18 protein-coding genes are annotated in these 25592 nt (G+C 38.5%); 8 read left to right on the plus strand and 10 right to left on the minus strand.

Going from position 1 to position 25592, the window contains the following annotated elements; all coding sequences use genetic code 11:
* The 4 genes from BLS35_RS15850 to BLS35_RS15865 all read right to left on the minus strand — a co-directional run bounded on the left by BLS35_RS15850 (nucleotide 1) and on the right by BLS35_RS15865 (nucleotide 3750).
* Complete coding sequence (locus BLS35_RS15850; RefSeq protein WP_090782783.1) at nucleotides 1-1065, minus strand: efflux RND transporter periplasmic adaptor subunit; 1065 nt, start codon at nucleotides 1063-1065, stop codon at nucleotides 1-3.
* A complete protein-coding gene (locus tag BLS35_RS15855; protein WP_090782785.1) occupies nucleotides 1065-2405 on the minus strand; it encodes a TolC family protein in 1341 nt (446 codons plus the stop codon). Before BLS35_RS15855 ends, BLS35_RS15850 begins: the two co-directional genes overlap by 1 nt.
* Before the next feature lie 7 nt (nucleotides 2406-2412).
* Nucleotides 2413-3024 carry a TetR/AcrR family transcriptional regulator gene (locus tag BLS35_RS15860; RefSeq protein ID WP_090782787.1) on the minus strand — a complete coding sequence of 204 codons (612 nt, stop codon included), beginning with the start codon at nucleotides 3022-3024 and terminating at the stop codon, nucleotides 2413-2415.
* A 108-nt stretch (nucleotides 3025-3132) separates the two neighbouring features.
* Nucleotides 3133-3750: a TetR/AcrR family transcriptional regulator gene (locus BLS35_RS15865; RefSeq protein ID WP_090782790.1), complete on the minus strand. Its 618-nt coding sequence runs from the start codon at nucleotides 3748-3750 to the stop codon at nucleotides 3133-3135.
* Between the two features lie 146 nt (nucleotides 3751-3896).
* Between BLS35_RS15865 and murB the strand changes: the two genes are divergently transcribed.
* The 4 genes from murB to BLS35_RS15885 all read left to right on the plus strand — a co-directional run bounded on the left by murB (nucleotide 3897) and on the right by BLS35_RS15885 (nucleotide 8459).
* Nucleotides 3897-4913, plus strand: coding sequence for a UDP-N-acetylmuramate dehydrogenase (murB, locus tag BLS35_RS15870; protein ID WP_090782793.1), 1017 nt, complete (start codon nucleotides 3897-3899; stop codon nucleotides 4911-4913).
* A 167-nt stretch (nucleotides 4914-5080) separates the two neighbouring features.
* A complete protein-coding gene (locus BLS35_RS15875) occupies nucleotides 5081-5611 on the plus strand; it encodes an RNA polymerase sigma factor (protein WP_090782796.1) in 531 nt (176 codons plus the stop codon).
* A gap of 138 nt (nucleotides 5612-5749) precedes the next feature.
* On the plus strand, nucleotides 5750-6526 hold the full coding sequence (locus tag BLS35_RS15880) for a phosphatase PAP2 family protein (protein ID WP_254778930.1): 777 nt from the start codon (nucleotides 5750-5752) through the stop codon (nucleotides 6524-6526).
* A 10-nt stretch (nucleotides 6527-6536) separates the two neighbouring features.
* A complete protein-coding gene (locus tag BLS35_RS15885) occupies nucleotides 6537-8459 on the plus strand; it encodes an LTA synthase family protein (RefSeq protein WP_090782798.1) in 1923 nt (640 codons plus the stop codon).
* Between the two features lie 77 nt (nucleotides 8460-8536).
* Here the strand turns inward: BLS35_RS15885 and BLS35_RS15890 are convergent, their stop codons facing one another.
* From BLS35_RS15890 to BLS35_RS15915, 6 genes are all read right to left on the minus strand, one after another.
* Entirely contained in the window at nucleotides 8537-9622 is a 1086-nt protein-coding gene (locus tag BLS35_RS15890; RefSeq protein WP_090782799.1) for a hypothetical protein, read from the minus strand.
* 9 nt (nucleotides 9623-9631) lie between these two features.
* Nucleotides 9632-12844 carry a TonB-dependent receptor gene (locus BLS35_RS15895; RefSeq protein WP_165973326.1) on the minus strand — a complete coding sequence of 1071 codons (3213 nt, stop codon included), beginning with the start codon at nucleotides 12842-12844 and terminating at the stop codon, nucleotides 9632-9634.
* A gap of 222 nt (nucleotides 12845-13066) precedes the next feature.
* Entirely contained in the window at nucleotides 13067-14026 is a 960-nt protein-coding gene (locus BLS35_RS15900; RefSeq protein ID WP_090782803.1) for a FecR family protein, read from the minus strand.
* Nucleotides 14027-14085: 59 nt separating this feature from the next.
* Nucleotides 14086-14703, minus strand: a complete 618-nt coding sequence (locus tag BLS35_RS15905; protein WP_090782806.1) for a sigma-70 family RNA polymerase sigma factor — start codon at nucleotides 14701-14703, stop codon at nucleotides 14086-14088.
* Nucleotides 14704-14867: 164 nt separating this feature from the next.
* Nucleotides 14868-15143 (minus strand): hypothetical protein, encoded by a 276-nt coding sequence (locus BLS35_RS15910; RefSeq protein WP_090782808.1) that lies wholly within the window; start codon nucleotides 15141-15143, stop codon nucleotides 14868-14870.
* A gap of 999 nt (nucleotides 15144-16142) precedes the next feature.
* Nucleotides 16143-19025 carry a triple tyrosine motif-containing protein gene (locus BLS35_RS15915; protein ID WP_090782811.1) on the minus strand — a complete coding sequence of 961 codons (2883 nt, stop codon included), beginning with the start codon at nucleotides 19023-19025 and terminating at the stop codon, nucleotides 16143-16145.
* 210 nt (nucleotides 19026-19235) lie between these two features.
* On the opposite strand from BLS35_RS15915, the gene BLS35_RS27545 reads away from it, so the two are divergent.
* Genes BLS35_RS27545 through BLS35_RS15935 form a run of 4 tightly spaced genes read left to right on the plus strand, consistent with a single transcriptional unit; the run spans nucleotide 19236 to nucleotide 25535 of the window.
* Nucleotides 19236-19478, plus strand: a complete 243-nt coding sequence (locus tag BLS35_RS27545) for a hypothetical protein (RefSeq protein ID WP_132226006.1) — start codon at nucleotides 19236-19238, stop codon at nucleotides 19476-19478.
* A 12-nt stretch (nucleotides 19479-19490) separates the two neighbouring features.
* The gene (locus BLS35_RS15925) at nucleotides 19491-22778 is read left to right on the plus strand and encodes a SusC/RagA family TonB-linked outer membrane protein (RefSeq protein WP_090782816.1); all 3288 of its coding nucleotides are present in this window, start codon (nucleotides 19491-19493) and stop codon (nucleotides 22776-22778) included.
* 11 nt (nucleotides 22779-22789) lie between these two features.
* Nucleotides 22790-24769, plus strand: coding sequence for a RagB/SusD family nutrient uptake outer membrane protein (locus BLS35_RS15930; RefSeq protein ID WP_090782818.1), 1980 nt, complete (start codon nucleotides 22790-22792; stop codon nucleotides 24767-24769).
* A 4-nt stretch (nucleotides 24770-24773) separates the two neighbouring features.
* Nucleotides 24774-25535 carry a DUF3823 domain-containing protein gene (locus BLS35_RS15935; protein ID WP_090782821.1) on the plus strand — a complete coding sequence of 254 codons (762 nt, stop codon included), beginning with the start codon at nucleotides 24774-24776 and terminating at the stop codon, nucleotides 25533-25535.
* Nucleotides 25536-25592: the final 57 nt, after the last annotated feature.

The raw sequence follows: 25592 nt of genomic DNA on the forward strand, positions 1-25592 counted from the left end.
TTATTTTACAGGGGCAACCGCTGTGCCGTCTACTAAGTTGATTTGACCGCTAGTAATTACGGTTTCGCCTTCATTTAATCCCTCAAGGATCTCTACGTTTTCACCTAAAATTCTTCCTGCAACTACTTTGCGGATTTTAGCTGTGTTTCCGTTTTCCAATACAAATACCTGGTTGCTGCTTACACTACCCACAAATGATCCACGAGGGATAGTTAAAGCAGGAGCTTGTTTAGGGAATTTGAATATTGCAGTTCCATACATACCAGCTTTGATGTCTTGTTTTTTATTGTTTTCTACAATTAGTTCAACAGGGAAATTCAACGAGTTATCTGCTTTTGCAGCGATGAAGCTCACTTTACCGGCAAAGTTCTCTGTAGGGAAAACATTAGATTTGATTTGAGCCTGATCGCCAATTTTAATGCTAGCTACCTGGTTTTCGTTAACGTTTACTTTCAGTTTTAACTTCGATACATCAACGATTTCAAACATTTGTGTTCCTTGTGTATTTACAAAGGCTCCAACTTCAATGTATTTTTTGTTGATGATACCGTTGATTGGTGATTTTACATTCGCATCGCTTACTTTTCTGGTAGCGCTTTGCAGTCTTAAACGTGCGTTTTCTACGGCTAGTTTAGCCTGATCTAATTGTTGTTGTGTAACACCACCAGTTTTAAATGAACTGCTGTATCTTGCTTCGTCTCTTATTGCATTTTGAAGAGTAGCTTCAGCGGTTTCTTTATCTGTATTTATGATCTCTGCATCAATACGGGCGATAACTTGACCTTTAGTCACTCTGTCGCCTTCTTGTACAAATATTTTGGTTACACGACCTGCATTTTCAGACAGGAAGTTTAATTCCTGGTTTGGTGCAAATGTTCCGTTTACAGCGAAATCAAGGTCAATTGCTTCTCTTTTAATAACTGCTGTACGTACACTCACAGCCCCACCACCTTGAGCCACGATTGCTGTTTTTGCTTCGTTTTTCTTTTTATTATTGGTTAATACCATACCGATTCCTGCTAGAGCAAGTATGATTACTAAGGCTGTAATAATTCCTCTTTTCATTATAATAGCGATTTTATATTTCCGTTTGATTTGATTAATTGTATTTCGGCAATTTTATAGTTTAAAAGTGCCTGGGTATAGCTGTTTTGTGCTTCGGTTAATGCGGTTTCCGTATCTAGTAGATCGGTTAAAGTCGCCAAACCATTTTTGTAATTGTTTTCCGTACTTCTATAGATTTCATCAGCCAGTTCAGCATTACGTTTTTGTAGTGTAATTGTGCTTAAACTGTTGCGAAGTTGAATTTTGGCATTTTCGTAAGCCATATTCAAGGAGTTTTTTGATTCCCTTCTGTCTTCACTTGCCTTTTTTATGTCTACATCAGCCTGACGGATTTTTGAACGGGTTAAGAAGCCATTAAAGATCGGCACTTTTAAAGTCAGACCAACAGCTGATGCACCATAACCAATAGCGGTATTGCTTGAACTCAAGAAATCAAATCCACCATTCTGACTCGAATAAGTATAGTTTCCTGTTAGGGCTAAGCTTGGATAATATTCAGCTACATAGGCTTTACGTTGTAGCGATAACAATTTGTCCTGGCTGTTCAAAATTTTGATTTCTGTTCTGTTATCCAAAGCAAGAGAATCCGTAAACTGAGGTAATTTAGTTACTTCAGTAAGTTCCGTTTTGGGTAAAGTAATTTGAGTAGTTACTGGCATTCCCATCGCAAACTTTAACTGGTTTTCAAATTGTAAAATTGAATTTGCAGTTTGCTCACGCTGTGTTAATAAATTGGTGAGCTTCACTCTGATACGGTCTAAATCAATTTTTTTAGCTAAACCATTTTTATATTGATCAGCTGAGATTTTTTCAGTAGCACTTACATTTTTAATGTTGTTATCTAGCACACTTAGTTGTTCTCTGTTTACCAATACCTGGTAGTAGTTGTTGGCAACCAATTCAATGATCTGCTCCTCTGTTAACTGAGAAGTAAGACTGTAATATTCCTCACTGGATCTTGCAGCTTGCAAGCCTGTGAAAACCTGTTGATTGAATAGTTGTTGCGAAAGTTGAACACCGGCGGAAGAATTCCAGTTTTGGCCCATTTTAAATGATTGCGTAGTTCCGCCTATATTTGCCACCAATTGGCCAATAATAGGGTTGTAGGTTAAGCCGGCAGTACCTGTAATTTGTGGCAAAGCCTGAGCCCTTACTTCTTCGGTTTTGTATTTACCACCATCGATGTCAAGTTTTGCTTTACGAACTTTCACACTATTCTGTACCGCGTAATTCAAGGCTTCTTTGAGCGTTAATGATTGCTGAGCGCTTACTGTATTAGATAACAACAAGCCCAGCAACAATACTGGAATTATCTTTATCTGTTTAATTATTGTATTCATATATAGTTTATTGATTTTTTAGGCCTTTAATAAATATGGAGGATAAGCTCAATTGCCTTTCCAGTATATTTTTCATTTCTTTTTTACTCGGGAACAGTTCTTTATTGCCATGCAGGATACACAATGATGTAATTCCGGCTAGAGAATCCAGGTATAGCTCTGCAGTTTTATAGGCATCTATAGGCGCAATTTCATTTTTGTCTATAGCTACTTGAAATAGGTCTGCATGAAGCTGTATGTTCTTAGCATGCATGGTCATGAAGTGCTTTTTAAGTTCATCAGAGTTTAACGATGAATCTGGGCTGCCACTTGATAGATGCAACATATAGTACTTTTGGAAAAAGCGATGTCTTATCTCCACATAGTTAGCCATGCACTGTTCCAACGGAATTTCTGTTGCTTTCCCAGGTTCTAGATGTGCAAAATAATCGTTAAATATTTTCTCTATTACTCCTAATACCAAACTGCTTTTATCAGGAAAATAATAATATAAAGAGGGTTTGGATACCGATAGGTCCTCTGCAATTTCATTCATTGTGGTTTTACTAATCCCGTAATGAATGAAACGTTTTATTGCACCCTCGATAATTGTTTCTCTTTTTTTATCTGTCTCTACCATTCTACTTTTTTACTTTCTGACTTTTTTATATTAAGAGTCAAAAATACGGCCATAATTTTACATATGGAATTTTAGCTCCAAAAGCAGTGTAAACTTACAATTCTATGACTATTGTTGAGTGGAATGTGGCCTTAAGCCTTGTAGAAAGATCTCGGCAAATACTCTTTCTTTTAAAAATATTTGCTTAAACTGCTCTTTACCAGGGAAAATGTTCTTGTCTTTGGACATGATATTGAAATGTATGCCTGACAAAGCATCAATAAATATCTCGGTTGCCAGTTTTGGATTCTCTATTTCGAACTCTCCATGTGAAATGCCACGAGTAAATAGTGATCCGATGATTATGGTCTCAAAAGCCCTTGCTTTACTAAATTTTTCATAGAGGTCATCAGGCAATTCGTTGCCAATAATTTGTGTTGACTCTAATAAATTGTAGTATTTCTGAATAAAAGATTGTCTTTTTTGTAATAATTTGAATATTCCTTCGGTTGAACTGCTGGTCTTGTCAATCGATTTAACCAGATCTCGGCTGATGACTTGCATCAGGTGTTCAATCGCGCTTACGTATAGGCTTAGCTTATCAGGGAAATAGTAGTAAAGTAGTGCTTTAGAGAAAGATACATCTTTCGCGATCTCGGTCATAGTGGTCTTTGATAAACCATAATGTGCAAATCGTTTTAATGCAGCTTCAATAATTATACCCCTTTTTCTATCCTGATTTTCCATATAAATACTACAATTCTCCTTTGATATAAGTTCTTTTAAAATGCTTTAATATTTAGCCGAAAAATAGGCATAATTTTTAAATATTGCTTTTAACATATTTATTACAACTGCGAACAATTACATTTGCGCTGTATATCTTTATATCTATGTCGACTATCCAAGAAAATATATCCCTAAAATCCTATAACACGTTTGGTGTAGCTGTTAACACAAGTTTTTTTGCAGAGGTTTTTCATGAATCAGGTTTAAGGGATCTGTTGTCTTTACCCATTGTTAAAGAACAGCCGTTGCTGGTTTTAGGTGGGGGTAGTAATCTTTTATTTACTAAAGATTTTAATGGATTGGTGATAAAGGTAAGTATACCAGGTATTACGGCAGTAGTTGAAGGTAATGTGGCTATGGTGACTGCGGGTGCAGGAGTGGTATGGAATGAATTTGTCAATTACTGTGTAGGTAGTGGCTTTGCCGGTGTAGAGAACCTAAGTCTTATTCCTGGTACTGTTGGTGCTTCACCGATACAAAATATAGGTGCTTACGGTGTGGAGCTTAAGGATGTTTTTGATTCCTGTACAGCTTATGAAATCGCGACTGCCGAAGAACGCGTGTTTAATTTTGAAGAATGCAGGTTTGGCTACCGGGATAGTGTTTTTAAAAATGAACTGAAAGGTCAATACATCATTACTACCGTAACTTTTAAATTAAGTACCGAAGCGCATATTAATACGAAGTACGGTGCTATACAAGCTGAGCTTTTAAATCGCAATATAGAGCACCCAACCATTTCGGACATATCGCAGGTCGTGGCAGATATTAGGGTAAGCAAATTACCAGATCCTACAACAATCGGTAATGCAGGAAGCTTTTTTAAGAATCCAGTTATAGATCAGTTAGCGTTTGAGCAGGTGCTTGCAAAGTTTCCAGGTATCGTTCATTATCCGGCTCCAAATGAGAAAGTTAAGTTAGCAGCAGGCTGGCTTATAGAGCAATGCGGGTTTAAAGGTAAGGTTGTAGGTCATACGGGCACATGGAAAAATCAGGCCTTAGTGCTTGTTAACCATGGTGATGCAACTGGAGCTGAAGTGTATAGTTTTTCAGAAGAAATCATAAATACGGTGTATATAAAATTTGGCGTAATGCTTGAACGGGAAGTAAATATTTTGTAATAATGCCTCTTAAGTATTATTAACGCACTTAATTGATTTCTTAACATAGAATCTGTTTTTTTGGTACATATCTTGTATAGGTATTAGTATGTATTATTAAACAAATTTTGAGCGCCACTCACTCAATAATTGTTTGTTTGTTTTTTAACCTTAAAAACTAAAACATTATGACAAAAAATGAGTTCAACGTACAGCTGCACGACCATTCGGGATCCTTACAATCGTTTGCCTTAAATTTCACTAAAGACCTTGAAGATGCAAACGATCTTGTGCAAGATACAATGCTTAAGGCAGTTACTTACTACGGGAAGTTTAAAGAAGGGACGAATTTGAAAGGATGGTTGTTTACAATTATGAAGAATACGTTCATTAATAATTACAGGCGTTTGGTTAAAACAAATGCATTAATTACCAAATCTGACGATATCTCTTCAGCAAATTTGCACTACAGTGCAACAAAAAATGCAAGCGAAAGTAAGTTTATCATCGGAGATATCCATAAAGCGCTAGCGACATTACAGCCTGAATATTACATTCCATTTGTAAAATATTTTGAAGGCTATAAATATCATGAAATAGCAGAAATGCTTGAAATTCCGATAGGTACGGTTAAAACAAGAATCCATGTTGCCCGTCAGATTCTTAAAAAATATTTAAAAACCTATTCAAAAGATATCTTGGGTGCCGAAATGATTTAAATCGAGTTTCTCATCCCGCATTAAAGGCGCCTTTGGGCGCCTTTTTTTGTGAACTGGGAATTCTACTTCAGAAAATATTCAGATTTCAAGTGTAGATTTGTAAAACTTTAATTTAGTTTTGCTAGTACCAAATGTAAAATGATTATAAAATATCAGTTAAGGGTTAGTTTAATTTTAATGGTATTGTTTTGTACTGTTAAAGTTCAGGGGCAAGCCATAGATTCATTATCAACAAAGGCGGCTTATAGCGAGGTTGAGTATAGACCGATTAGGCCTAAAGCGCTTATCGTACCGGCGATTTTTATTGCCTATGGGTTTAGCGCGCCTCATATAAAGCAATTGAAAAAGCTGGATGACGATACTAATTTCGAATTGAGAGAAGATCATCCTGGATTTGGGTTCCATGCTGACGATTACCTACGTTATGTCCCTATTGCTGCAGTGTATGCCCTTGATTTGGCAGGTGTAAAAAGTAAACACAAGTTTGTAGACAGAACGGCGATGTTGCTTTTGTCTTCCGCCATAATGGGTGCTTCAACTACCATCACCAAAAATATGACCCACAGGATACGCCCCAATGGCTTAAATGATCAATCTTTCCCGTCTGGACATGCTGCTATGGCTTTTATGGCCGCAGAGTTTATGCATCAGGAGTATAAAGATCAATCTCCATGGTATAGTGTAATGGGGTATTCGGTTGCACTAACTACCGCTACTTTGCGCTTGTATAACGAAGCTCACTGGCTTAGCGACGTAGTTGCTGGTGCCGGATACGGTATCCTTTCTACAAAAATTTCTTACTGGGTTTATCCCTTCATAAAAGATAAATTGTTCCACCACAAATCAAACCAAACTGTATTGGTTCCCTTTCATCAGGACGGCCATACGGGATTAACATTCGTTCGTAAGCTATAAGCTAAAAAAGATGACATCTAAAAACAAACTCCAAACTCTCCTTAAACACAGATTTAGCCCTGTTTTATTGGCTACACTGCTATTGTGCATAATATCATTCATTACCCGGGTGGTCTTATTGATTAATTCAAAGCAGTATGTCGATTGGTCAATCCTTAATTTATTAGGCATTTTTGTAATCGGACTTTTGTATGATTTGGCAGCGGCCTCATTCGCGGTTATTCCATTGGTGCTTTATGTTTGGTTGATGCCTGACAAATGGTATAGATCGAAATTTAACAAAGTCCTCTTGTCGCTCTATTTTTTAGTGGTTATTGGTACTTTGCTATTCAATGGTGTATCAGAATGGTTCTTTTGGGAAGAATTCTCGGTACGTTACAACTTCATTGCAGTTGATTATCTGGTATATACCACTGAGGTAATTGGCAATATCAGACAATCCTATCCTGTAAATACGATATTGGTGTTCTTGTTGTTGATATCTATAGGCATACTTTTCTTATTCAAGAAATACATTTGGAAACAGAACGAGCAGCCATTCAGATTTAAACAACGCAGCCTGGTCGCACTTTCGCTGCTTTGTATTCCTGTTGCTGTTTACTTTTTGTTTAGCCATAAATGGAAATATTTTAGTGCCAATCAGTATGTAAGCGAGCTTGCAGGTAATGGTATGTACGATTTTGGTAATGCCTTTTGGAACAATGAGCTAGATTATGATACTTTCTATAAAACATTGCCAATTGATAAAGCAGAAGCTTTGATCAGAAAACAGTTAAACCCAGACAGTACGAGTAGCGCTGATAAGTTTACACTTAGGCAAGTTGATAATCCTGGTGAGGAGAAAAGACTGAATGTGGTTTTGATTAGTGTAGAGAGCTTAAGTGCCGATTTTATGACGCACTTCGGAAACACACAGCACATCACTCCGCAGTTGGATTCTTTGGCTAAACAGGGACTTTTATTTACGAACCTGTATGCTTCTGGTACCCGTACGGTTAGAGGTCTTGAAGCTTTGGCGCTTTCTATTCCGCCAACGCCTGGACAGTCTATTGTGAAGCGCCCTGATAACAAAGGACTCTTCTCTCTTGGTAGCATATTAAAATCAAAAGGATATCACAGTAGGTATGTTTATGGTGGTTATGGTTATTTCGATAACATGAACGCTTTCTTCTCCGAAAACGGATATGATGTTACGGATCGTAGCGCATTAAAGGATTCGGAAATTCACTATTCGAATATTTGGGGGGTTGCTGATGAGGATCTTTTTACGCTATCTCTACGTTTGGCTGATGAGGATTATAACAATAAGAAGAACTTTTTTGCACATGTGATGACGGTTTCGAACCATCGTCCGTATACTTATCCAGAAGGACGTATTGATATTCCTTCACATACAGGTAGGGAAGGTGCTGTGAAGTACACCGATTATGCAATTGGCAGATTTATCAAGGAAGCTTCTGTAAAACCTTGGTTTAAAAACACCATATTTATTATTGTTGCTGATCATTGTGCTTCAAGTGCTGGTGAAGTTGAACTTCCTGTTAATAAATACCATATACCAATGATCATTTACTCGCCGGGTAATGTTGCGCCAGGAAACTTTGATAAGTTGACCGCGCAAATAGATATACCACCAACTTTGCTAGGCCTTTTAAATATGGATTATACCAGCAAATTCTTTGGACAGGATGTATTTAAAATGAAGCCTGGGCAGGAGCGTGCATTTATCAGTACTTACCAGAGTTTAGGTTATTTAAAAAATGGTAAGTTGGTGATTCTTGATCCAAATAGAAAGACAAAAACGTTTATTCCTGATTTTGTGACGGGTAGCTCTACGCAAACGGAACCGGATAATTCATTAATTGATGAAGCGATATCGAATTATCAGGTAGCTTCTTATATGTATAGAAATCACCTGTATAATAGCAAATAGATGATTTAAGGATAAAAAGCAGAAAGGGTTGCATGATCAGTCATGCAACCCTTTCTGCTTTTAAATCGATACTAACACTATTTAAAATATTGTGATAGGTCAGTTACCGTAATGCCTAAACTGGTAGACCTGGGTATTGATGTTTTAGTAAATTTACCATCCCCGATCACCATCAACTTTGATTTTCCAGCTTCAAAAATAATGGGGTTACCATATCGTCCAACATTTGGCTGGTATGGTAATGCTGCTGAGATGAAAGGCGGAACTGTTGCTGCCCCAGTATATGGCAAATTATTGGTTCCCTTTTCAACAATATCACAACCGTAAACAACATCTGAATTGTGAGGTAATGGAGGCAGTTCAATCTCGTTGAAATTGCCATTGGCGGGTAGTGTAAATCTGATCTCAGGTGTTATTTTTGTCGCTATCCCCGTTACGGTATTCCGCTCGTAAAATATAAGGTCAATATCGGCTCCGAGGTAATAGCCCAACGTTCCATAAATGCTTTGGAATTTTGCCGAAATCAACATGTTGGCCGGGTTTGCAGGTGGCCTTAATACTACATTGTCAACAATACTTGTTCCGTCAAAGAAAAAGTTCAATGTCTGTTTGTCGGGCGTGCTGGGAATTGTCTTTGAGAACAGTATGGTTGTTTCTCCTTTCTTACGGATCTCGATTTCTCTACTGGCGTTTTCTTTCATCAGCACCTGCACATTCTCTTTTTCGATACGAGCGGTTCCAGTATGTATTATCTTTCCGCCAACTACAAATTCCAGTTCACCCGATACCGCGTAGCCCTTGATCAATAGATTTATCACTTTGTCGTAAGCCTGAGTACCGTCATAATATAAAATTATGGTTTGATCAAACGGAGCAACAGCAATAGCTTTAGTCTGAACGATTGCACCAGAGTTTTTATTCCTGATTTGAAGTTCCTTCTGCTCGTCATTAAAACCCACGATTGTTTGTATATTAAAACCGCCGCCAACAGTTGCCAACACTTTGTTGTCAACAATATATTCTAGTGAATCAGAAGAGTTGCCCTGGAGGGTAAGCCTTACAATATGGGATGTATTTTCATTTAATATTTCTTTTTTACTGCAGGAAAGCAGAAAAAGTAAGCATAAACTTATGAGTCTGAAAGGTATGAGTTGTGTTTTCATATTTCTATTTTAAAAATTATAGGTAATCACAGTACTGTAAGTGCGTCCAAATCGCTGAACAAATTTCAAGAGGTCACCATCTTCATATTTATCGGTAAAACCAGGTTTCAGTCTAAAGGCCGAACTTAGGTCCCTGGATGCGACATCATAATCTGGATTTCGTTCATAACTTGCCTGATTGATATAAAATGAAGACGCGGTGTTGAGCAGGTTGCCCGCATTGAACTTTATCTCGCATCGGTTCTTTAACAATTTATAGCTAAACTGTAAGTCAATCTGTTCGCGTGGTCTTTCATATTCGATGAGACCGGGGTTGGCACTAACGATGTATGTTTTAAGTCCTGATTTATTGTATAGAAAATTAAAACCAAAATGTTTTCCTGTGTATTGTAGGCCAGCATTGATTAAATAGGGTGATTGGCCGTACATTGGTCTTTTTTTCTTGTTCGTCAACTCTATCGTTGAGGGGGCGCCTGGAGTTTTATCGGGATTGGTTACTCTGAATGTACCCACTACCTCCGATTTTTGTAGGGTGAGGTTTCCATAAGCCGTCAGATTTTTGAGTAGCTCATTATCAACAATAAAACCGAAGTTTTTGCGCAATTCTAATTCGAGGCCATAGACTTTTGCTTGATCAGCGTTTGTGATATAGTATTGGAGATTTCCGCTTTCAATATTGACCGTTAGTTCGACCGGTTTATCAAATTTTTTATAGAAAACACCAGCTGAAATTATCTCGCCAAGTCCTGGAAACCATTCTGTTTTAAGGTCGTAACTACCAATACGCGTGCTGTACAGGCCCAAATTGCCGAATTGCCCTCCCAGATATGGACTGTATTTCAAAAACTGACTGTTTTCCATCATTTCTGGACGTACGATGGTGCTGGAGTAGGCCGCACGGATATTTATTTGTGAGATTGGACTATAAGTTAAATTAGCTGAGGGCAACCATTGCCATGACTTGTCTGGTTTGGGCATATATTCTGATGCACCGCGAATGCTTTTTGGGTTTTTAATATCTGTATATTTGTAATAATCAGCCCTTACGCCCCAAATTAAACGAAGTTGGTCAAAAAAACGGTTATCCAACATCGCATATAATGCATGTGTTTTACTCTTTCCCTCAAAGCTATCGAGCCAGTAGGAGTTGGTGGCATAATTTAATCCATGAACTCCTAAGTTTTCAGGCTTCTGCATATCCGAGACTGATAGGTAGGTAACCGCTGGAGCTGTAGTAAGGCTACGTCCTAATGCTGCAATCTGCCAATTGAAACCTGCTTTTTTGTTGTTGCCAAAATAGCCTGTTTTTGCGGTACTACTAAAGCCTGCTACTTTAAATGGTACGCTTACAGACGCTGTCCATGAGTAATGGTGCTCATCGTTTTTATAGGTGTGCCTTGAAAGATTATCGCTGATTTGTGGCTGGTTAAAATTGCCCGGTATATAGAAATATTGATATGCGCCATTAACCAGTTGCGGGCCACTGTTCGCAATAGTAAGATCCTTTTCCTTACGTGCGATAAGGGTCTTTGCCAATTCCCACTCAAATTTTGCCCTGCCCAACTGATGTTGGCCGCTTAGCTTATTTTGCAACAGATCGGTAAAAGTTGGGTCGTCAGCCTCCTGGATACGTTGTGGTGTATTTAATGGAATGAAATCGCCACCGATTACATTGTCATAACCAATGTTTCGTACCAAAGTATTATCGTACATGTGGGTAAAAACGTTGCGAAGCGTGATGCGGTTTTTGCCAAGTTGTAGTCCCGCGTTCAGTAAAACGCCTATGGTTGTATTAAAACCATAAGCTTTCCCCGGATTTTCAGTATCAAGATTCCAGTCACTTCTATTTTGACGCTCTATTTCATTGATGTTTTGAGTATTTCGATAACTTAGCGATCCTGTAAAACCAAATCTATTCTTGTTCAGCGTATCTAACTTCAACAATCGTCCTATAGTGAACTGGTAGTTTTGCGATGGTGCGGTCTTGTATTTATAAACGGTAAAGTTGTCATTGGTAAACCTGCGGCTTTGATCAACAAGTTTCTGTTGATATTGTTCTTCAGGCATTGATCTATTGGGTTCAACTTCCTTATCGGTAACCATAAGACCGGATGGTGAGTTTCGTCCGCCATCATCAAATCCCCAGTAATCATATCGACCGCGCTTATGGCTTAAGAAATCCTTTCCAGTACTTTGGTCATTGTATGACATGCCCGCTGTAAAGCTCATGAAGTTTTCACTAGGGATATCTTTGGTGTTCACCTGAATCAGTCCACCTGCAAAACTTGCATTCATATCTGGTGTTATAGTTTTACTAACCACCACATTGTCTACCAGGTTGGATGGGATCATATCGAAAGAAAAATTGCGTGTTTGGGCTTCGGTGCTAGGCAGTACCGTTCCATCCAGCGTTGCGGAATTGTAACGTTCACCGATTCCACGGACTAGCACAAACTTGTTGTCAACTGAGCTTACGCCACTAATACGTTTTAAACTTTCTCCAATGTTCTTGTCTGGACTTCGTGATATCTGTTCTGCACTGATGCCGTTGCTGATCTCAGCAGCATTTTTTTGTTTTGCCAAAAGTCCTGCGACTGACGCCTTTTTATAGTCAGAACTAACAACTACTTCCTTTAGACCTTTTGAATCCATTTTTAAGGATACATTCAGCGGAGTGTTTCTACTTCCGGTTACCAATACACCGGTAACTCGTTGGGTTTGGAAAGATATGTAGCTAAACACAAGGGTGTATGTGCCAGGTTGGAGATCAATAATATAACTGCCATCTGCGCCCGCCTGGGCGGTGTTGCCGGTCTCTACTACCTTAACGGATGCACCGGGTAGGGATTCTCCATCCTGGCCTGAAATCTTCCCCGAAATACGGCCGGGCTTGGGAGGAAGAGGTAGTTCACTAAGGGCTATTAAATCCCCAAGTTGAGTGAATTTTAAGTGCCTGCCAGCTGTAAGGTCCTTTAAAACATTGGCCAGGGATTTGTTTTCGGCTTGAAATGATTCTAGTGCTATTGCTCCGACCTTTTTAGAAAAAGAAAAGGAAAATTCAGATTGTTGTTCTATCTTGTTTAATACCTCAGCGAGTATAGTTCTTTTTGCCGTAAGTGTCACTTTAGTCTCGTTAAGATTCTGGGATTTCACATCTGCCCCCATTAACACACCTGTTAGCGTTATGGAGACTGTCGTTACCAGAAAAGCGAATCTTGTCATAGCGCACAGCGATTTAATTACATTTATTTTTGTAGAATTGTACATAAGTTTTTTTAATGGTTTATTGTCCTGAAAAATGATGGATCAGAAAAACTTATTCCGAGCGGAAGTGTACCACCACTTTCGCTCTTTTATTGTTTATCTGATAATAATACTGTCCTGAATTTTTACATATAGTTTTCTTTTATGGATTGACATTTATTTCTGTTGTTGGGTAAATTGCTACCATATCACTATTCTATTCCCCTCAATTCTATATCGGAACTCTGCAGATATGCTTAGTGCCTTCATTACAGTGTCGATGCTCTGGTTTTTTACTTTCAGGCTGATCTGTTTTGTCAATAGTGACTTGTTTTTAAATAGGATGGTGACTTTATAGTACCGCTCTAGTTGATGGGCAATGTTTTCCAGAGTCTCGTTTCTGAAGGTGAATTTGCCCGTTTGCCATGCTTTGATATTGGCAACGTTTACAAGTGATTGACTAAATTTTCCTGTGGAACGGTTATAGGAAAGCTGATCGCCTGTTACCAGCATGTAAGTCTTGATTTTTGCTTTTGTTGGTGTTACACCTACTTTTCCCGAAGCTACCGACACAGATAGCTCTTTATCCACTCCAGAGGCTTGAATATTAAAGGATGTTCCCAGTACCTGTATGTCCAATTTGTCAGTATGTACTTTAAATGGTCTTTTAGGATTATGGGTAACCTCGAAAAATGCTTCCCCGATAAGAAATACTTCTCTTGTCTTCCCACTAAAAGAAGAAGGGTATTTTAATCTGCTCTTCCTGTTAAGAGTGATCTTAGTGCCATCGCCTAAAGTAATAACCTTTATTTCGGCGGTTCCTGTGGTCATTTCCCGAAGGGTTGTGGGGGGAGCCAAATAGTGGCTTTTATTATTAAAATAAAAAAGCCCAGCTATCGTTGATAAAATCAACAGGCTTGCTGCTACCGACCTTATCCAAACCGGGAAACGAATTGGTTTTGCTATTTCTATGGGGAAAAAATGTTCTTTTAAATCGCCCTGCGAAAGCGCCTGCTTTGCAGCTAACTGATCTGGGGTAAGTTCCCCATTGACATCCAGTTGGATAAGCCAGCGTGCTATCAATGTTTTCTCTTCTTCGGTTACCAGTCCCATTTGGTATTTCCGGAAAAGCTCTTCTAAATGTTTTCTTTCGTTCTGCATTCTATAAGTAATAAGCAGAATGGAAGGGAAAGGCCCAGAAATTAATTGTTAATTGTTTGTTATCTAATTGTTAACCATATCAAGACAAGTAACTCAAAAGCCGAAATAGAAGGGTCAGAAGTTGCTTGTCGAATGCGGTTGAGTGCACTGTTGATCTGGTTTTTGACGGTTTTTGGAGAAATATTAAGTTTTTCGGCTATTTCAGCAATGGAATATTCATTGCTTCGGCTCATGGTAAAAACTTCCCGCATTTTATCGGGCATTTCTGCGATCGTATGGTTGATCACTTCCATGACGGCCTCGTATTGCATATCCATTTCCCTAATTTCCATTTCGTCAAGATAGGGTGAGGTGTCTAACTGCTGTTGAAGAAAGTCTGCAAAGTTCTTAAAATGCTTTTCCCGGAAACCTTTGGTCCGGAAATATCCAGAAAGTTTAAACCATAGTCGATTTTTAAGGTAGTTAGTTAAAGGATTGTTGATTGAAAATGTCGCGCGTTTGTCCCATAGTTCAATAAACATGTCCTGCAAAAGATCGTAGGCCTCATCTTGATCTCCGATCTTTTTTGCAGCTAAAGCAAATAAGGATTTGTAATAACGGCGGTGCAGTTCTTCAAATGCAGTATAATCAGAATTCCTGATCAATTGCAAAAGATCCTGTTCGCCTATATGTTCCATACATTATTCTAATTTACTGAGCCAAAGATATCCCAATGAATATTAAGAATATGTTAAGGAATGGGGTGGAGACAGAATTCGGAAGAGTAGGGACGATTAGGAAGGGTTAATAGGTTCGTTGATTTTATGAAATCAACGAACCTGATTGCAGCAATTGAACGTGATTAAGCTGGCTTTTTTAATTCATCATTAACGATATTAGTTGCTAAAAGTAAGGTATGAAGATCTTGGTAATAAGCGATCAGATTAGCCCGTTCGGCATTAGTTAATACAAATCTCTTGGTATAGAAACTTTGTTGGATCATTGTCCAGAGGTTTTCGAGGCTTTCATCAAGCGGATACGTTTCAAAAAAATACTTTAATACAGTTTTAGCGAACTCATGAAGCTCAGCTTTAGTTCCCGATGGTCTTTTGTTAAGAAATTGTTCGTTTGGATACATATGCTCATTTTTTTTAGTTTCAAAAAATGAGTCTCAGTAGGAGTGTTTATAGCAAACACTATAGCAGTTGGTTTTATCGTATAAAGCGAAAGTGAACTATAGCGAGCTCTAAACACCGCACTTTCGGGCTTACCACAGCCTTGTCCACGGATTAACAATAGAGCCCACAACGCTATAGTCCACCTTCAAAAGTACGACAATATTTGTTATGGGCATTAATCTATTGTCTCTGGACCTACTTGTGGTAATTTGAAAGTAGAGACTCTGAATTAATACATCATTTAAGAAGTATGATCTGTTATTGCTGTTTCTTTATTTCATTGGCTATATATTTTATGTAATTGGTTTTTGGATTAAATCCATTGCAAGATTATTAGAATAATTTTAAAACAAAATATTTTCTGTAAAATTATTCGAAATTTATTTTGTAGGAAATATTGTGATTAATTGCAATATTTTAGCGCGCTCTCTTGTAATGACAAGCCCCGTCGCATTTATACCCAAAGAGTAGGCTTCTTCACACCTGGTTCACATCTCCTTCACACCAAACCCACAAAAGGGTACCTTTTTGTGAAGAAAGTGTGTCTAATGTGTGGATCATGTGAGGACTTGTTTCCTAGGATGGCACTTTTATAGTGAGTTGTGTTTGTCGATTTGATATCGAGATGGTATAATCTATTGGGTTCTTTTTCGATCAGTTTTAAAGGAATTGCAGAAACTTGATGTTAATCCTCGAAAACTATATAGCCCGGATTTTTACTGGTAATTCTTTCTATTAAAACACCATACTTTTCTGCTATTTCAATAAAATGCTGAATGTATTTAATGTGTTCTTTAGCAGAATCTTTGAACCAGGATAAAGATATATTAAGTGTTGCTCATTCGTACTCGATAAAGCCTTTTATCAAGAATTAAGAGAAACTAAAATAAACGGCTTCAATTACCAATTATGAACAGAATCCGAAGTCTATATTGCTTGGTCGATAAAGGAGATTATGGTTATTTAAGAAGAAAATCAAACAAGTTTACGTCAGAGGTAAGAGATAGCTTTTTCCGCAGGCGATAGCGACTAACCTCTACTGCCCTAGGAGTGATATTTAACAATTGAGCAATTTCTTTGGACGACAAATTGAGCTTTAAGTAAGCACATAGTTTTAAGTCGCCAGGGCTCAAGTTCGGATATCTATCTTTCAAATTACTCAGGAAGTTAGCATGAACATGGTCAAAGTGAATGGCAAACTGATCCCAATCATTATCCAGCTTTTTAGCTTCATTTAATAGCCTGATTACTTTTTTAAGATCATCTGCTGTATCCTGACTAGTCGTTTGTTTAACCATAGGCAGTAATTCATCGCCAATTTTGGACAATAATTTTCCTCGTTGCACTAAGTGCATCGTCGTTGTTGCAAGCTCTTTATTTTTAAATTCAACCTCTACTTCCAATTGTTTTTTCTGTAATTTGGTAATCTGTTGTTCATTTCGCTCTAGTTCTAATTGGTGCTTCTGACGTAAACGATCCTGTACTTTTCGATGCTGCTTTTCTTGATACTTGATAAGCAGGTATAATAAAAATACGAACATGATAAAATAGATCATATACGCCACATTACTTTCATACCAGGCTGGCCTAATGGTGAAAGGATAACTAGCCGGAATAGATTCATTCCCTAAATTATTGCGTGCCTTTACATAAAATATGTAACTCCCCGCTCCGAGATTGGTATAATCCTTTTCACTTTTACTATTCCAGGCCGACCAAGTATCTTCAAAACCTTTAAGATAATAGCTAAACTCAATATTTTCTTTCTGCTCAAATAATGTTGAACCAAATTCGAAGTGCAACGAATTAAATTTATGGGGTAATTTTGCCAAATCTCCCTTTTGTTTTTTTTCTTTGGTCAAATAGCCGCCAAATAGCACACTATCAGTGGCTCCTATGATCTGCACCCGACCCAAAATAACATTGGGTTTGTACATATTTGCAGCATATTTTTTATAGTCTAAATGCAACAAGCCCATATTTGCTCCAATAAATATGTTGTTGTCATCATATGGGTAAATATTTTCAAAACCAGAAACAATATTCCTCTTTAGTTCTGGGAACTCCACAATAGAGAAGTTCTGCCCGCCTGACTTTCTTTTAAAATCTACTACCCCAATCTTTTTGTCCGAAGCAAACCATAATTTACCTTCCTTATCTTGAACTAAGCATTGAAGTGGCATTTTCTTAAAAATTGGCCTAAAATAAGGGCTCACGTAAAATTTCTTCTTCTTTACATCATACTCGTATATACCTTCGGCAGTAGCAGCAACAATCTTATCCTTAAGGGCAAAGATATAGTTATATAGTGCTAAAGGTAGCCCATCTTTCTCCGTCAACAATGATGTTTTAATGATGCTTTGCCCATCAACCGAGAGATCCATTTTGAAAATTCCGCGATACGGATGAGAGGCCCAAATGCAATTAATCTTTTTATCAACTACTACAAATCGCAATGGTTCATTGAGTGAAGAAAAACTTCTATTATTTACAAACTCTCCATTCTTATAGTCCAGCATTTGCAAGCCGGTATAAGTACCCGTTATTACTTGTTCCGTTAAAGCCCCGCCACCCATTGGCTTATACAACCAGGTGCCCAAATCTTTGTATAATACCTTAGCTTCATTGCCCTTAACATCAAATGCCCCATCTTCTTTGGCCAATAACAAATGGTTGTTAATTTCTGTGAGTCCCCAAGTCTGTCCTTTAGTATTAGTTACTTCCAAAAAATTAGCTTTACTCGTACTAATATCAGATTTGTTTAAGTCAACCGACGCAGAAAACAGCCCATTTGAGGTGCCGATATAGAGCTTACCTTCAAAAATCCGACTGGCATAACTAGCGATCTGCTTGTTTTTATCTGGATAAATATGTTTAATAGCACTACTAAATGCAATAAAAGATATTCCATTGTCTAAACCAATCCACAAATTACGATGATGATCTAACAAGATGCTACGTATGTTATTATTTGACAAACCATCAGCATGAGAAAATTGCTGTTGCAATACCCCATTCCGGTCAACAATTAATAATCCCATAGAAGTGGTTCCTAAAGCATATAAATTTGGATTAATCTGAATTGCTCGATTTATTCGATCATTATAAAAAATCTTATCTAATGTTGTCTTCTTTTTAATGAGTTTATCACCGACTAATAAAAAGAGTCCATTCTCTAGGGTAGTTACCAATAAGGTATCTCTACTATAAGGCAAGATAGCTGTAACAGCCGAATTAGTAATACGTGGGTCGTTGCACCTAATAATCCATTTCCCATCTTTCCATGTTTTAATACCGATGTTTATTTCATGTACAAATACTTCTTTGTTAGCTTCTCCTATAAAAAACCATGACAATGAAGTATCATAAACGTTGATTTTATCATTTATGAGGCGAAAAATCTTAGTCATTGTTCTAAAATAAACGGCATTACCTATAATTTCAATATTCCATACATCTGCAAATTGCCGATTTGATTTTGGAATTAAAGGTTTAAGAGAATGGTACATTAAAACTCCATTCTTATTTGGAAGATAATAGCCAATCTCATCTTGTGCACCAACAAAAATTCTTCCTGTCTGATCAATTTTAACAGATCTCACAATAGTCTTATTTGGAAAAGGATATAGTTTCCAATACATGCCGTTAAACGTAAGTAGACCTTCGTTATTTGCGAAAAAAAGAACGCCATTTTTATCTTGAGCAATTCCCCAGTTCTGATCACCCGCTCCATAATCTAATCCTCGGAAACTGGTCACCTGAGGAATGCCAATTGGTGCTTGGCTTTTTACAACAGACAGTCCAGTAAAGGCCATCAAAATAAATAGAATGATAGATTTCATACAAGTGCTTAGAGTGCTTGAGATATTAGGTACATCAAGTTAGCAAAATTATCATTGTTGTGGTACACTACTGCGTATTCCTATCATTTAAGAGGAAAAAAGTTGTTCTTGTATGGGTATTGTAGTGGAGCTATTTTAGAGTTTAACTAATTACGAATCTATATTTGAGCTATTACAAGCAACCAAATTTTAAAATTAAACTGTTTTTTTATGAAAGGAAAATCTACGTTCATTCTTTTGATTTTGTCAGTGTTTTTTTGGACCAATCCCTGGCCGAAAGAAATAGATGTATCTGGAAAAGTTACCTGCAAAAATGGTGGAAAACCCTTACTCAGGGTTTCTGTTGTTATCCAGGAAACAAAAAATGAAGTTGTCAGTTCTGGACAACCGGGTATAGCTAGCATAATTGCTCAAAACCCAACACCTTGTGTACTCCTCAAATTAACAACCTAACCTGAATTACACATGCAAAGAAATTCAATAGCATACATGCGCAGCATGGTATGCGCAACCACTCATAACGTCTTAATTCAACTTCTCGCTATGTTTAAAGTTACGTTACTGCTTCTGATACTAAACATATCTCAAGCGAGCGCGGAGGTTTTTACTGAGAAAGCCAAAAGCGGTGCAAAAAAAATTGCCATTAAGAAAGTATTCCGCGACCGAATAGTCACTGGCAGAGTAACAGATGAAAGCGGCGAAACCATTCCTGGAGTTACAGTAAGGATAAAAGGCAGCTCCATTATATCTAAAACAAATGATAAAGGGATCTATCAAATTACGGTTCCAGATAAGGGAACCATTTTGGTATTTATTGCTATCGGCTATGAAACTCGTGAAATGTCGATAGGAACTTCAACAGCTCTTAATGTAGTCATGAAGGAATCCACCACATCAATGAATGAGGTAGTGGTGGTAGGATACGGTACACAGCGAAAGGAAACTTTAACAGGAGCGATTACTTCGATTAAGGCTTCAGATATTGTTACTACCAAAACTGAAAGTCTGATTAGTAATATTCAAGGTAAAGTACCTGGGGTACAAATCCGTCAAAACACTGCAGAACCTGGTGCATTCAATAGTAACGTAAGTATCCGTGGTTTTGGAAACCCCTTAGTAATTATCGACGGGGTTCCGCGTGATGGAGTACATGATCTTGCCCAAATCAACTCGGATGATGTGGAAAGTATTTCTTTTCTGAAAGATGCATCCTCGGCCATTTATGGAATGAACGCAGCAAACGGCGTAATCTTGGTAACTACCAAAAAAGGTGTTGCAGGTAAACCGGTGTTTGCTTACTCCTCTTTATTGGGAAGCAAAGGTGCAACAGGTTTAGAACAAACTGTTGATGCATACACCTATCGATTAATGAAGAATGAGATGGACAAAAACATCGGCGCATCTCCTACGTATAGCGATGATATTATTGAGCGATTTAGGACAAATCAGCCTGGATACACCGATAATAATTGGATCGACCTGACGTTGCATAAGCGCGTGTTCCAACAACAGCATAATTTCTCTTTAAGGGGAGGAACAGACAAGTCGAGGTACTTTGCGAGCTTTGGATATACCGAAGATAACGGACTTTTGAAAAGTGATATTCAGAAATATAGGAAGTATAGTTTCAGAGCCACAAGTACATCGGATTTAACAAATAACCTGACTTTAAACATTAATTTTTCAGGTAGACTTGATAATACAAACAGTCCTAGAGATAACTTTCTCTGGGTACTTAAGCCAATAATGGTAACTGACCGTGGTGTAGGTTATCATTCTATCGCTGATCCGGCGCATTTAACTTCGCCGAATCAGGAAAATACCAATCCATATGCGCTGATGAATCCAGATCTTGACGGCTACCGTTATCAGAGTGATCGCCAGTATACCACAACCGTCGACCTGAATTATAAAGTGCCTTTTGTAGACGGATTGAATGCCACTATTCTAGGTGCTTATGATGTGAATTCCCGCAATGAATCAGCGTTGAGAAAATCTTATGATCTATATGATTATTATACTGATGCCAAGATCTTAACTTTTGGTAACAACCAGTACAGTAATTTTATCGAGACCTATAATCGGATGTATGTGCGAGGGCAACTGAACTACAAACGTACATTTGCCAATGTACATAACATAGGTGCAACAGGCGCTGCAGAATTAACGCGTACTCGAGTAGATAATGTATCCGCTGCGCGTCAGTTTACAGATCTTTTCACCAATGATATGATCAATCAAGGCACCCCAACTACGGCAACCAATGGTGGGTTTCGTAACTTTGGTGCATTAGCCGCCTATATTGGCCGTTTAAACTATGATTATAAAGGTAAATACCTGCTGGAAGGCGTGGCACGGTATGACGGATCTTTCCGATATGCACCTTCCAAGCGTTGGGCGTTCTTTCCTTCTGCAAGTCTGGGATGGCGTATTTCTGAAGAGCCATTCATCAAAAATAATCTTAAATTCATAAGCGAATTGAAATTAAGGGCTTCTTACGGAGAAACTGGCCGTGAAGACATAAATTCTAGTCGCCAATCTCCATCTCCGTTCCAATTTATCCCTGGCTATGGCATAAGTGGTGGAAGTGGATCAGGTTACGTATTTAATCCTGGTGTGGTAACTGTAGGCGCTACGCCTCCAGGAGTAGTGAACGACGCGCTTACCTGGGCTACTGCCAAAACAACTAACATAGGTCTTGATTTTGATCTTTTTAAAGGAAAGCTAGGTGGATCGATCGATGTGTTTGAAAGAAAAACAGTAGGGTACCTTGCTGCCCGAATTCAAGATCCAGCTATCCCGAACACATTTGGCGCCTCTTTGCCAAATGAGAATATCAATTCGGACATCAACCGGGGTATAGAACTCGCATTATCGCATAATGGTAAAATCGGTAGTCAATTCGAATACACCATTGCTGCCAATTCAACGTATGCACGTTTGAAAGTTCTTCATGATGAAAGAACGCCTTTTAGTAGCTCATGGGACAGGTGGCGGAATGGTAATGAGAATCGCTATAGTGGACGCCGTCTTATGTATAGCTATAATGGTCAATATACTAATCTTCAACAATATGAAACGGCTCCGTTAAGTGGAGGAACGGCAGGAAATTCAAGGATGCTACCTGGCAGTTATGCCCTTATTGATGCAAATGGCGACGGTCGGATCAACGCGGACGACCAGTTATTCAGTTCATGGAATTTCGGTAACATTAATCCACCGTTGCAATACGGTCTTAACTTAAGCGGAAACTGGAGGAAAATAATTGATTTTAATTTACTGTTCCAGGGAAGTGCACTGTACACTGTCAATTTTGCGAATAATGATATATGGGGCTATGGACGGACACCAAGTTTACATGAGCGATTTATGGACCGCTGGCATCCAGAAGATCCTACGGCTAATCCGTATGATCCGGCCACAGAGTGGGTTCCAGGTTTTTATCCAGCTCTACGAAGCAATTTCACTGGTACTACGGACGACGGGAGTAGTTTCAGAAATAATGTGTGGACTGTTCCAGCAACGTTTTTAAGACTTAAGAGCGTTGAAATTGGATATTCACTTCCGAAATCACTGCTTTCAAAAATAAAGCTTAGCAATGCCCGTATTTATGTTAACGGATTTAATTTATTAACATTCAGCAAAAAGCAATTGAGAAATATCGATCCTGAAAAACAGGAAGGAGATTTCGATGCAGGATTAACCTACCCATTAATGAAGGCATATAATATAGGGATTAATATTAATTTTTAGTATTGGATAACATGAAAAATAACAGATTATATATTATTGCGTTTTGCCTGATCACAGGGCTTTCAAGCTGTAATAAAATGCTTGATCTAAAACCACTGGATAAAGTATCAGATGAAACGCTACTTGCAACTCCGAATGGCATCAAAACGCTAGTTGCTCGTTTATACGCACAGATGCCGATGGAGGATTTCAATTATCGTCCCACGCAAAACCCAGCATTCAACCGACGTGGTTGGGATGGTGTTGGACAAAATATCACTATGCTTGATTTTTTTACCGATGATGCTCATAGAGCATCGGGTAACGGGATTGGGGCAACGAATGACGGTTACTGGCCTTACGCTCAAATACGTGAAATTAATCTCTTTTTTGACAACATAGCAGGAGCGAAAGCAAAAGGTATATTGACTGAAACGCAATATAACATCTTAAAGAGCGAAACGCATTTTATTCGCGCCTATACTTACTTTGGTTTAGTAAAACGTTATGGAGGAGTTCCACTGATTACGAAAGCGCTAGACAATGATTACTTGCCAGGAAGCGATAATACTGCTTTGCGGATCCCAAGAAGTACAGAAAAAGAGACCTGGAATTTTATCATGAGCGAGCTTGACCTGGCTGTACAGTTTTTGCCTGCAACACCATCTAGTGGAGATGGTGTTTACAGAGCGACAAGATGGGCAGCATACGGCTTAAAGTCGCGAGCTGCACTTTTCGCCGCCTCCGTGGCCAAATATTCTAGCAAAGTTCCGTTAGCAGGTGAAGCCGTTACCAGCAAGCTAGTTGGAATGGATGCATCAGATGCAGCAGCATTCTATACACAATCCATCAATGCATCTAAAGAAATTATAGATAAATCAGGGAAGACTTTATATATGCCAACTCCGGCAAATGCGTCAGATGCAGCAAAGAATTTCCAAAACCTATTCCTAACAGAAAATTCAGAGATCATATTCTGCAAGGCCTTTCTCAACGGGACAACTGTAGCTGGACAGGGACATTCCTATGATGCATTTTATAACCCTGGACAAACCAATTCTGGTTTTCATAAATTCGGTCGGTATAGTCCTACACTAGATATAGTAGACGCATTTGAAGATTATAGCGATAATGGTTCTGGCGCCAGCGTACCGATTGTTACACGGACAGACGGTAATGAAAATTACTCTATTCCAACACAGGCTAACCTGCTGAGCAATCTCAACCTACCATTCAGAAGATATAACAGTCTAATGGAACCTTTTGTGAATAAGGATGCACGTATGTTAGCGAGTGTGATGGTTCCTGGGTCTATATGGAAAAACACACCTATTGTTATTCAGGGGGGCATTATTTCCCCTACAGGAGCGCTTACCCTATATGCGCAGGCAACTGTGAAAGGATCTGATGGGAAAGATTATTTTGCAATGGGTGCTCCAGGTACGGCTTTTTCAGGGTTTCTTAACACTACTGGTTCAGAGGATGGTATCAATTATACCACTTCCGGATTTAGTATCAAGAAATACCTTGCCGAAGGTGTAAGTGTGCAGGGAGCAACGGAATCATCTACGACATCGTGGATTGACTTCAGGCTAGCTGAAATTTATCTGAATTATGCGGAAGCAGTTATAGAAAGCGGTACTGGTGATGCGGCGTTGGCAAGGAAAGTATTAAATGATTTGCGACGAAGAGCAGCGCACACGGATAATATTCCGGCAACGCTTGCTAATGTACTTAAAGAACGCAGGGTTGAGCTTGCATTTGAAGGCCAGCGCTATTGGGACCTGATACGCAGAAGAGAATTCCACACACTTTTTAATCTGTATAAAAGAAAAGCGTTAGTTCCAGTGCAAGACCTTCGTGACGCAGCCCAACCTAAATTTATTTTTGTCAGAATGAATCAGCATCATGACGAAATATCTGGCGGACGTAGATTTGAAAATCACTTTTATTATAACTCTATACCGGGAAGAAGTTCAAATAATTTAGTACAGAACCCTGTTTACAATTAAAGACATGAAAAAACGATTAAACTATACATTATTTATTGCCGCTACGTTTTGCATTTTTACTATAGGGTGCAAAATTGATAACTACGGCCCTCCTAATGCTTCATTTTCAGGTGCAATAAAGGATGCAGTAACTAAAGAGCTGGTTGGAACAGACATTCAGAGTGGCTCGAGCATGCGTGCGCTTGAAATAGATCCCGATTTTCCTAGTCCTACCGCCTTAACCTGGGTAATTAAACAGAATGGAGAGTTTCGCAATGATATGGTATTTGCTGCTAAATATGACATCCAGTTTATTGACTGTAATTTTTATCCTTTCTCGGAAAAAAATGTAGTCCTAAAGCCTGGAACAAATGTTCGTGATTTTGAGGTGACACCATATATTCGGATTAAGGACTTTAGCATTACTCATAATGCAGCTAATAACCGGGTTACGGCTACATTTAAAATTGAAGGTGGTAAACCAGAAGTTAAGGTTATGGCAATGAGATTATATGCCTTTACCGACATCTATGTGGGCGAGCAAGTTAAATTTGCTACTTCAGGTAATTCGAATGAGAATAATACCTTCAGTAGAAACTTAACGGGGGCGGCACAAACCATTGATCCAGCAGCTGTACAAACGTTAAGCATTGACCTTGCTGCAAATCAGAGTCTTTTCGCTTTGAAAAGGAACTATTATTTCCGAATCGGAGCATTAGCAACTGGTCCTACCGGTGTTGGTGCAATAAGGTATAATTATAGCCCAACCCTAGTCATCCCTTTATAGGCAATTGAGTTGGTGAGTATCCGCTTGTTCGGATACTCAATTTTTAATATCTCCTAA

This window comes from Pedobacter sp. ok626 (genome assembly GCF_900100435.1).
GTDB lineage: Bacteria > Bacteroidota > Bacteroidia > Sphingobacteriales > Sphingobacteriaceae > Pedobacter.

What these genes read in the sequence shown, in the direction of transcription:
- BLS35_RS15925 (WP_090782816.1), top strand. Translation starts at nt 19,491, where the DNA reads ATGCAAAGAAATTCAATAGCATACATGCGCAGCATGGTATGCGCAACC.
- BLS35_RS15875 (WP_090782796.1), top strand. Translation starts at nt 5,081, where the DNA reads ATGACAAAAAATGAGTTCAACGTACAGCTGCACGACCATTCGGGATCC.
- BLS35_RS15860 (WP_090782787.1), bottom strand. Translation starts at nt 3,024, where the DNA reads ATGGTAGAGACAGATAAAAAAAGAGAAACAATTATCGAGGGTGCAATA.
- BLS35_RS15885 (WP_090782798.1), top strand. Translation starts at nt 6,537, where the DNA reads ATGACATCTAAAAACAAACTCCAAACTCTCCTTAAACACAGATTTAGC.
- BLS35_RS15935 (WP_090782821.1), top strand. Translation starts at nt 24,774, where the DNA reads ATGAAAAAACGATTAAACTATACATTATTTATTGCCGCTACGTTTTGC.
- BLS35_RS15905 (WP_090782806.1), bottom strand. Translation starts at nt 14,703, where the DNA reads ATGGAACATATAGGCGAACAGGATCTTTTGCAATTGATCAGGAATTCT.
- BLS35_RS15880 (WP_254778930.1), top strand. Translation starts at nt 5,750, where the DNA reads ATGATTATAAAATATCAGTTAAGGGTTAGTTTAATTTTAATGGTATTG.
- BLS35_RS15890 (WP_090782799.1), bottom strand. Translation starts at nt 9,622, where the DNA reads ATGAAAACACAACTCATACCTTTCAGACTCATAAGTTTATGCTTACTT.
- BLS35_RS15910 (WP_090782808.1), bottom strand. Translation starts at nt 15,143, where the DNA reads ATGTATCCAAACGAACAATTTCTTAACAAAAGACCATCGGGAACTAAA.
- BLS35_RS15895 (WP_165973326.1), bottom strand. Translation starts at nt 12,844, where the DNA reads ATGACAAGATTCGCTTTTCTGGTAACGACAGTCTCCATAACGCTAACA.
- BLS35_RS15900 (WP_090782803.1), bottom strand. Translation starts at nt 14,026, where the DNA reads ATGCAGAACGAAAGAAAACATTTAGAAGAGCTTTTCCGGAAATACCAA.
- BLS35_RS15915 (WP_090782811.1), bottom strand. Translation starts at nt 19,025, where the DNA reads ATGAAATCTATCATTCTATTTATTTTGATGGCCTTTACTGGACTGTCT.
- BLS35_RS15850 (WP_090782783.1), bottom strand. Translation starts at nt 1,065, where the DNA reads ATGAAAAGAGGAATTATTACAGCCTTAGTAATCATACTTGCTCTAGCA.
- BLS35_RS27545 (WP_132226006.1), top strand. Translation starts at nt 19,236, where the DNA reads ATGAAAGGAAAATCTACGTTCATTCTTTTGATTTTGTCAGTGTTTTTT.
- murB (WP_090782793.1), top strand. Translation starts at nt 3,897, where the DNA reads ATGTCGACTATCCAAGAAAATATATCCCTAAAATCCTATAACACGTTT.
- BLS35_RS15930 (WP_090782818.1), top strand. Translation starts at nt 22,790, where the DNA reads ATGAAAAATAACAGATTATATATTATTGCGTTTTGCCTGATCACAGGG.
- BLS35_RS15855 (WP_090782785.1), bottom strand. Translation starts at nt 2,405, where the DNA reads ATGAATACAATAATTAAACAGATAAAGATAATTCCAGTATTGTTGCTG.
- BLS35_RS15865 (WP_090782790.1), bottom strand. Translation starts at nt 3,750, where the DNA reads ATGGAAAATCAGGATAGAAAAAGGGGTATAATTATTGAAGCTGCATTA.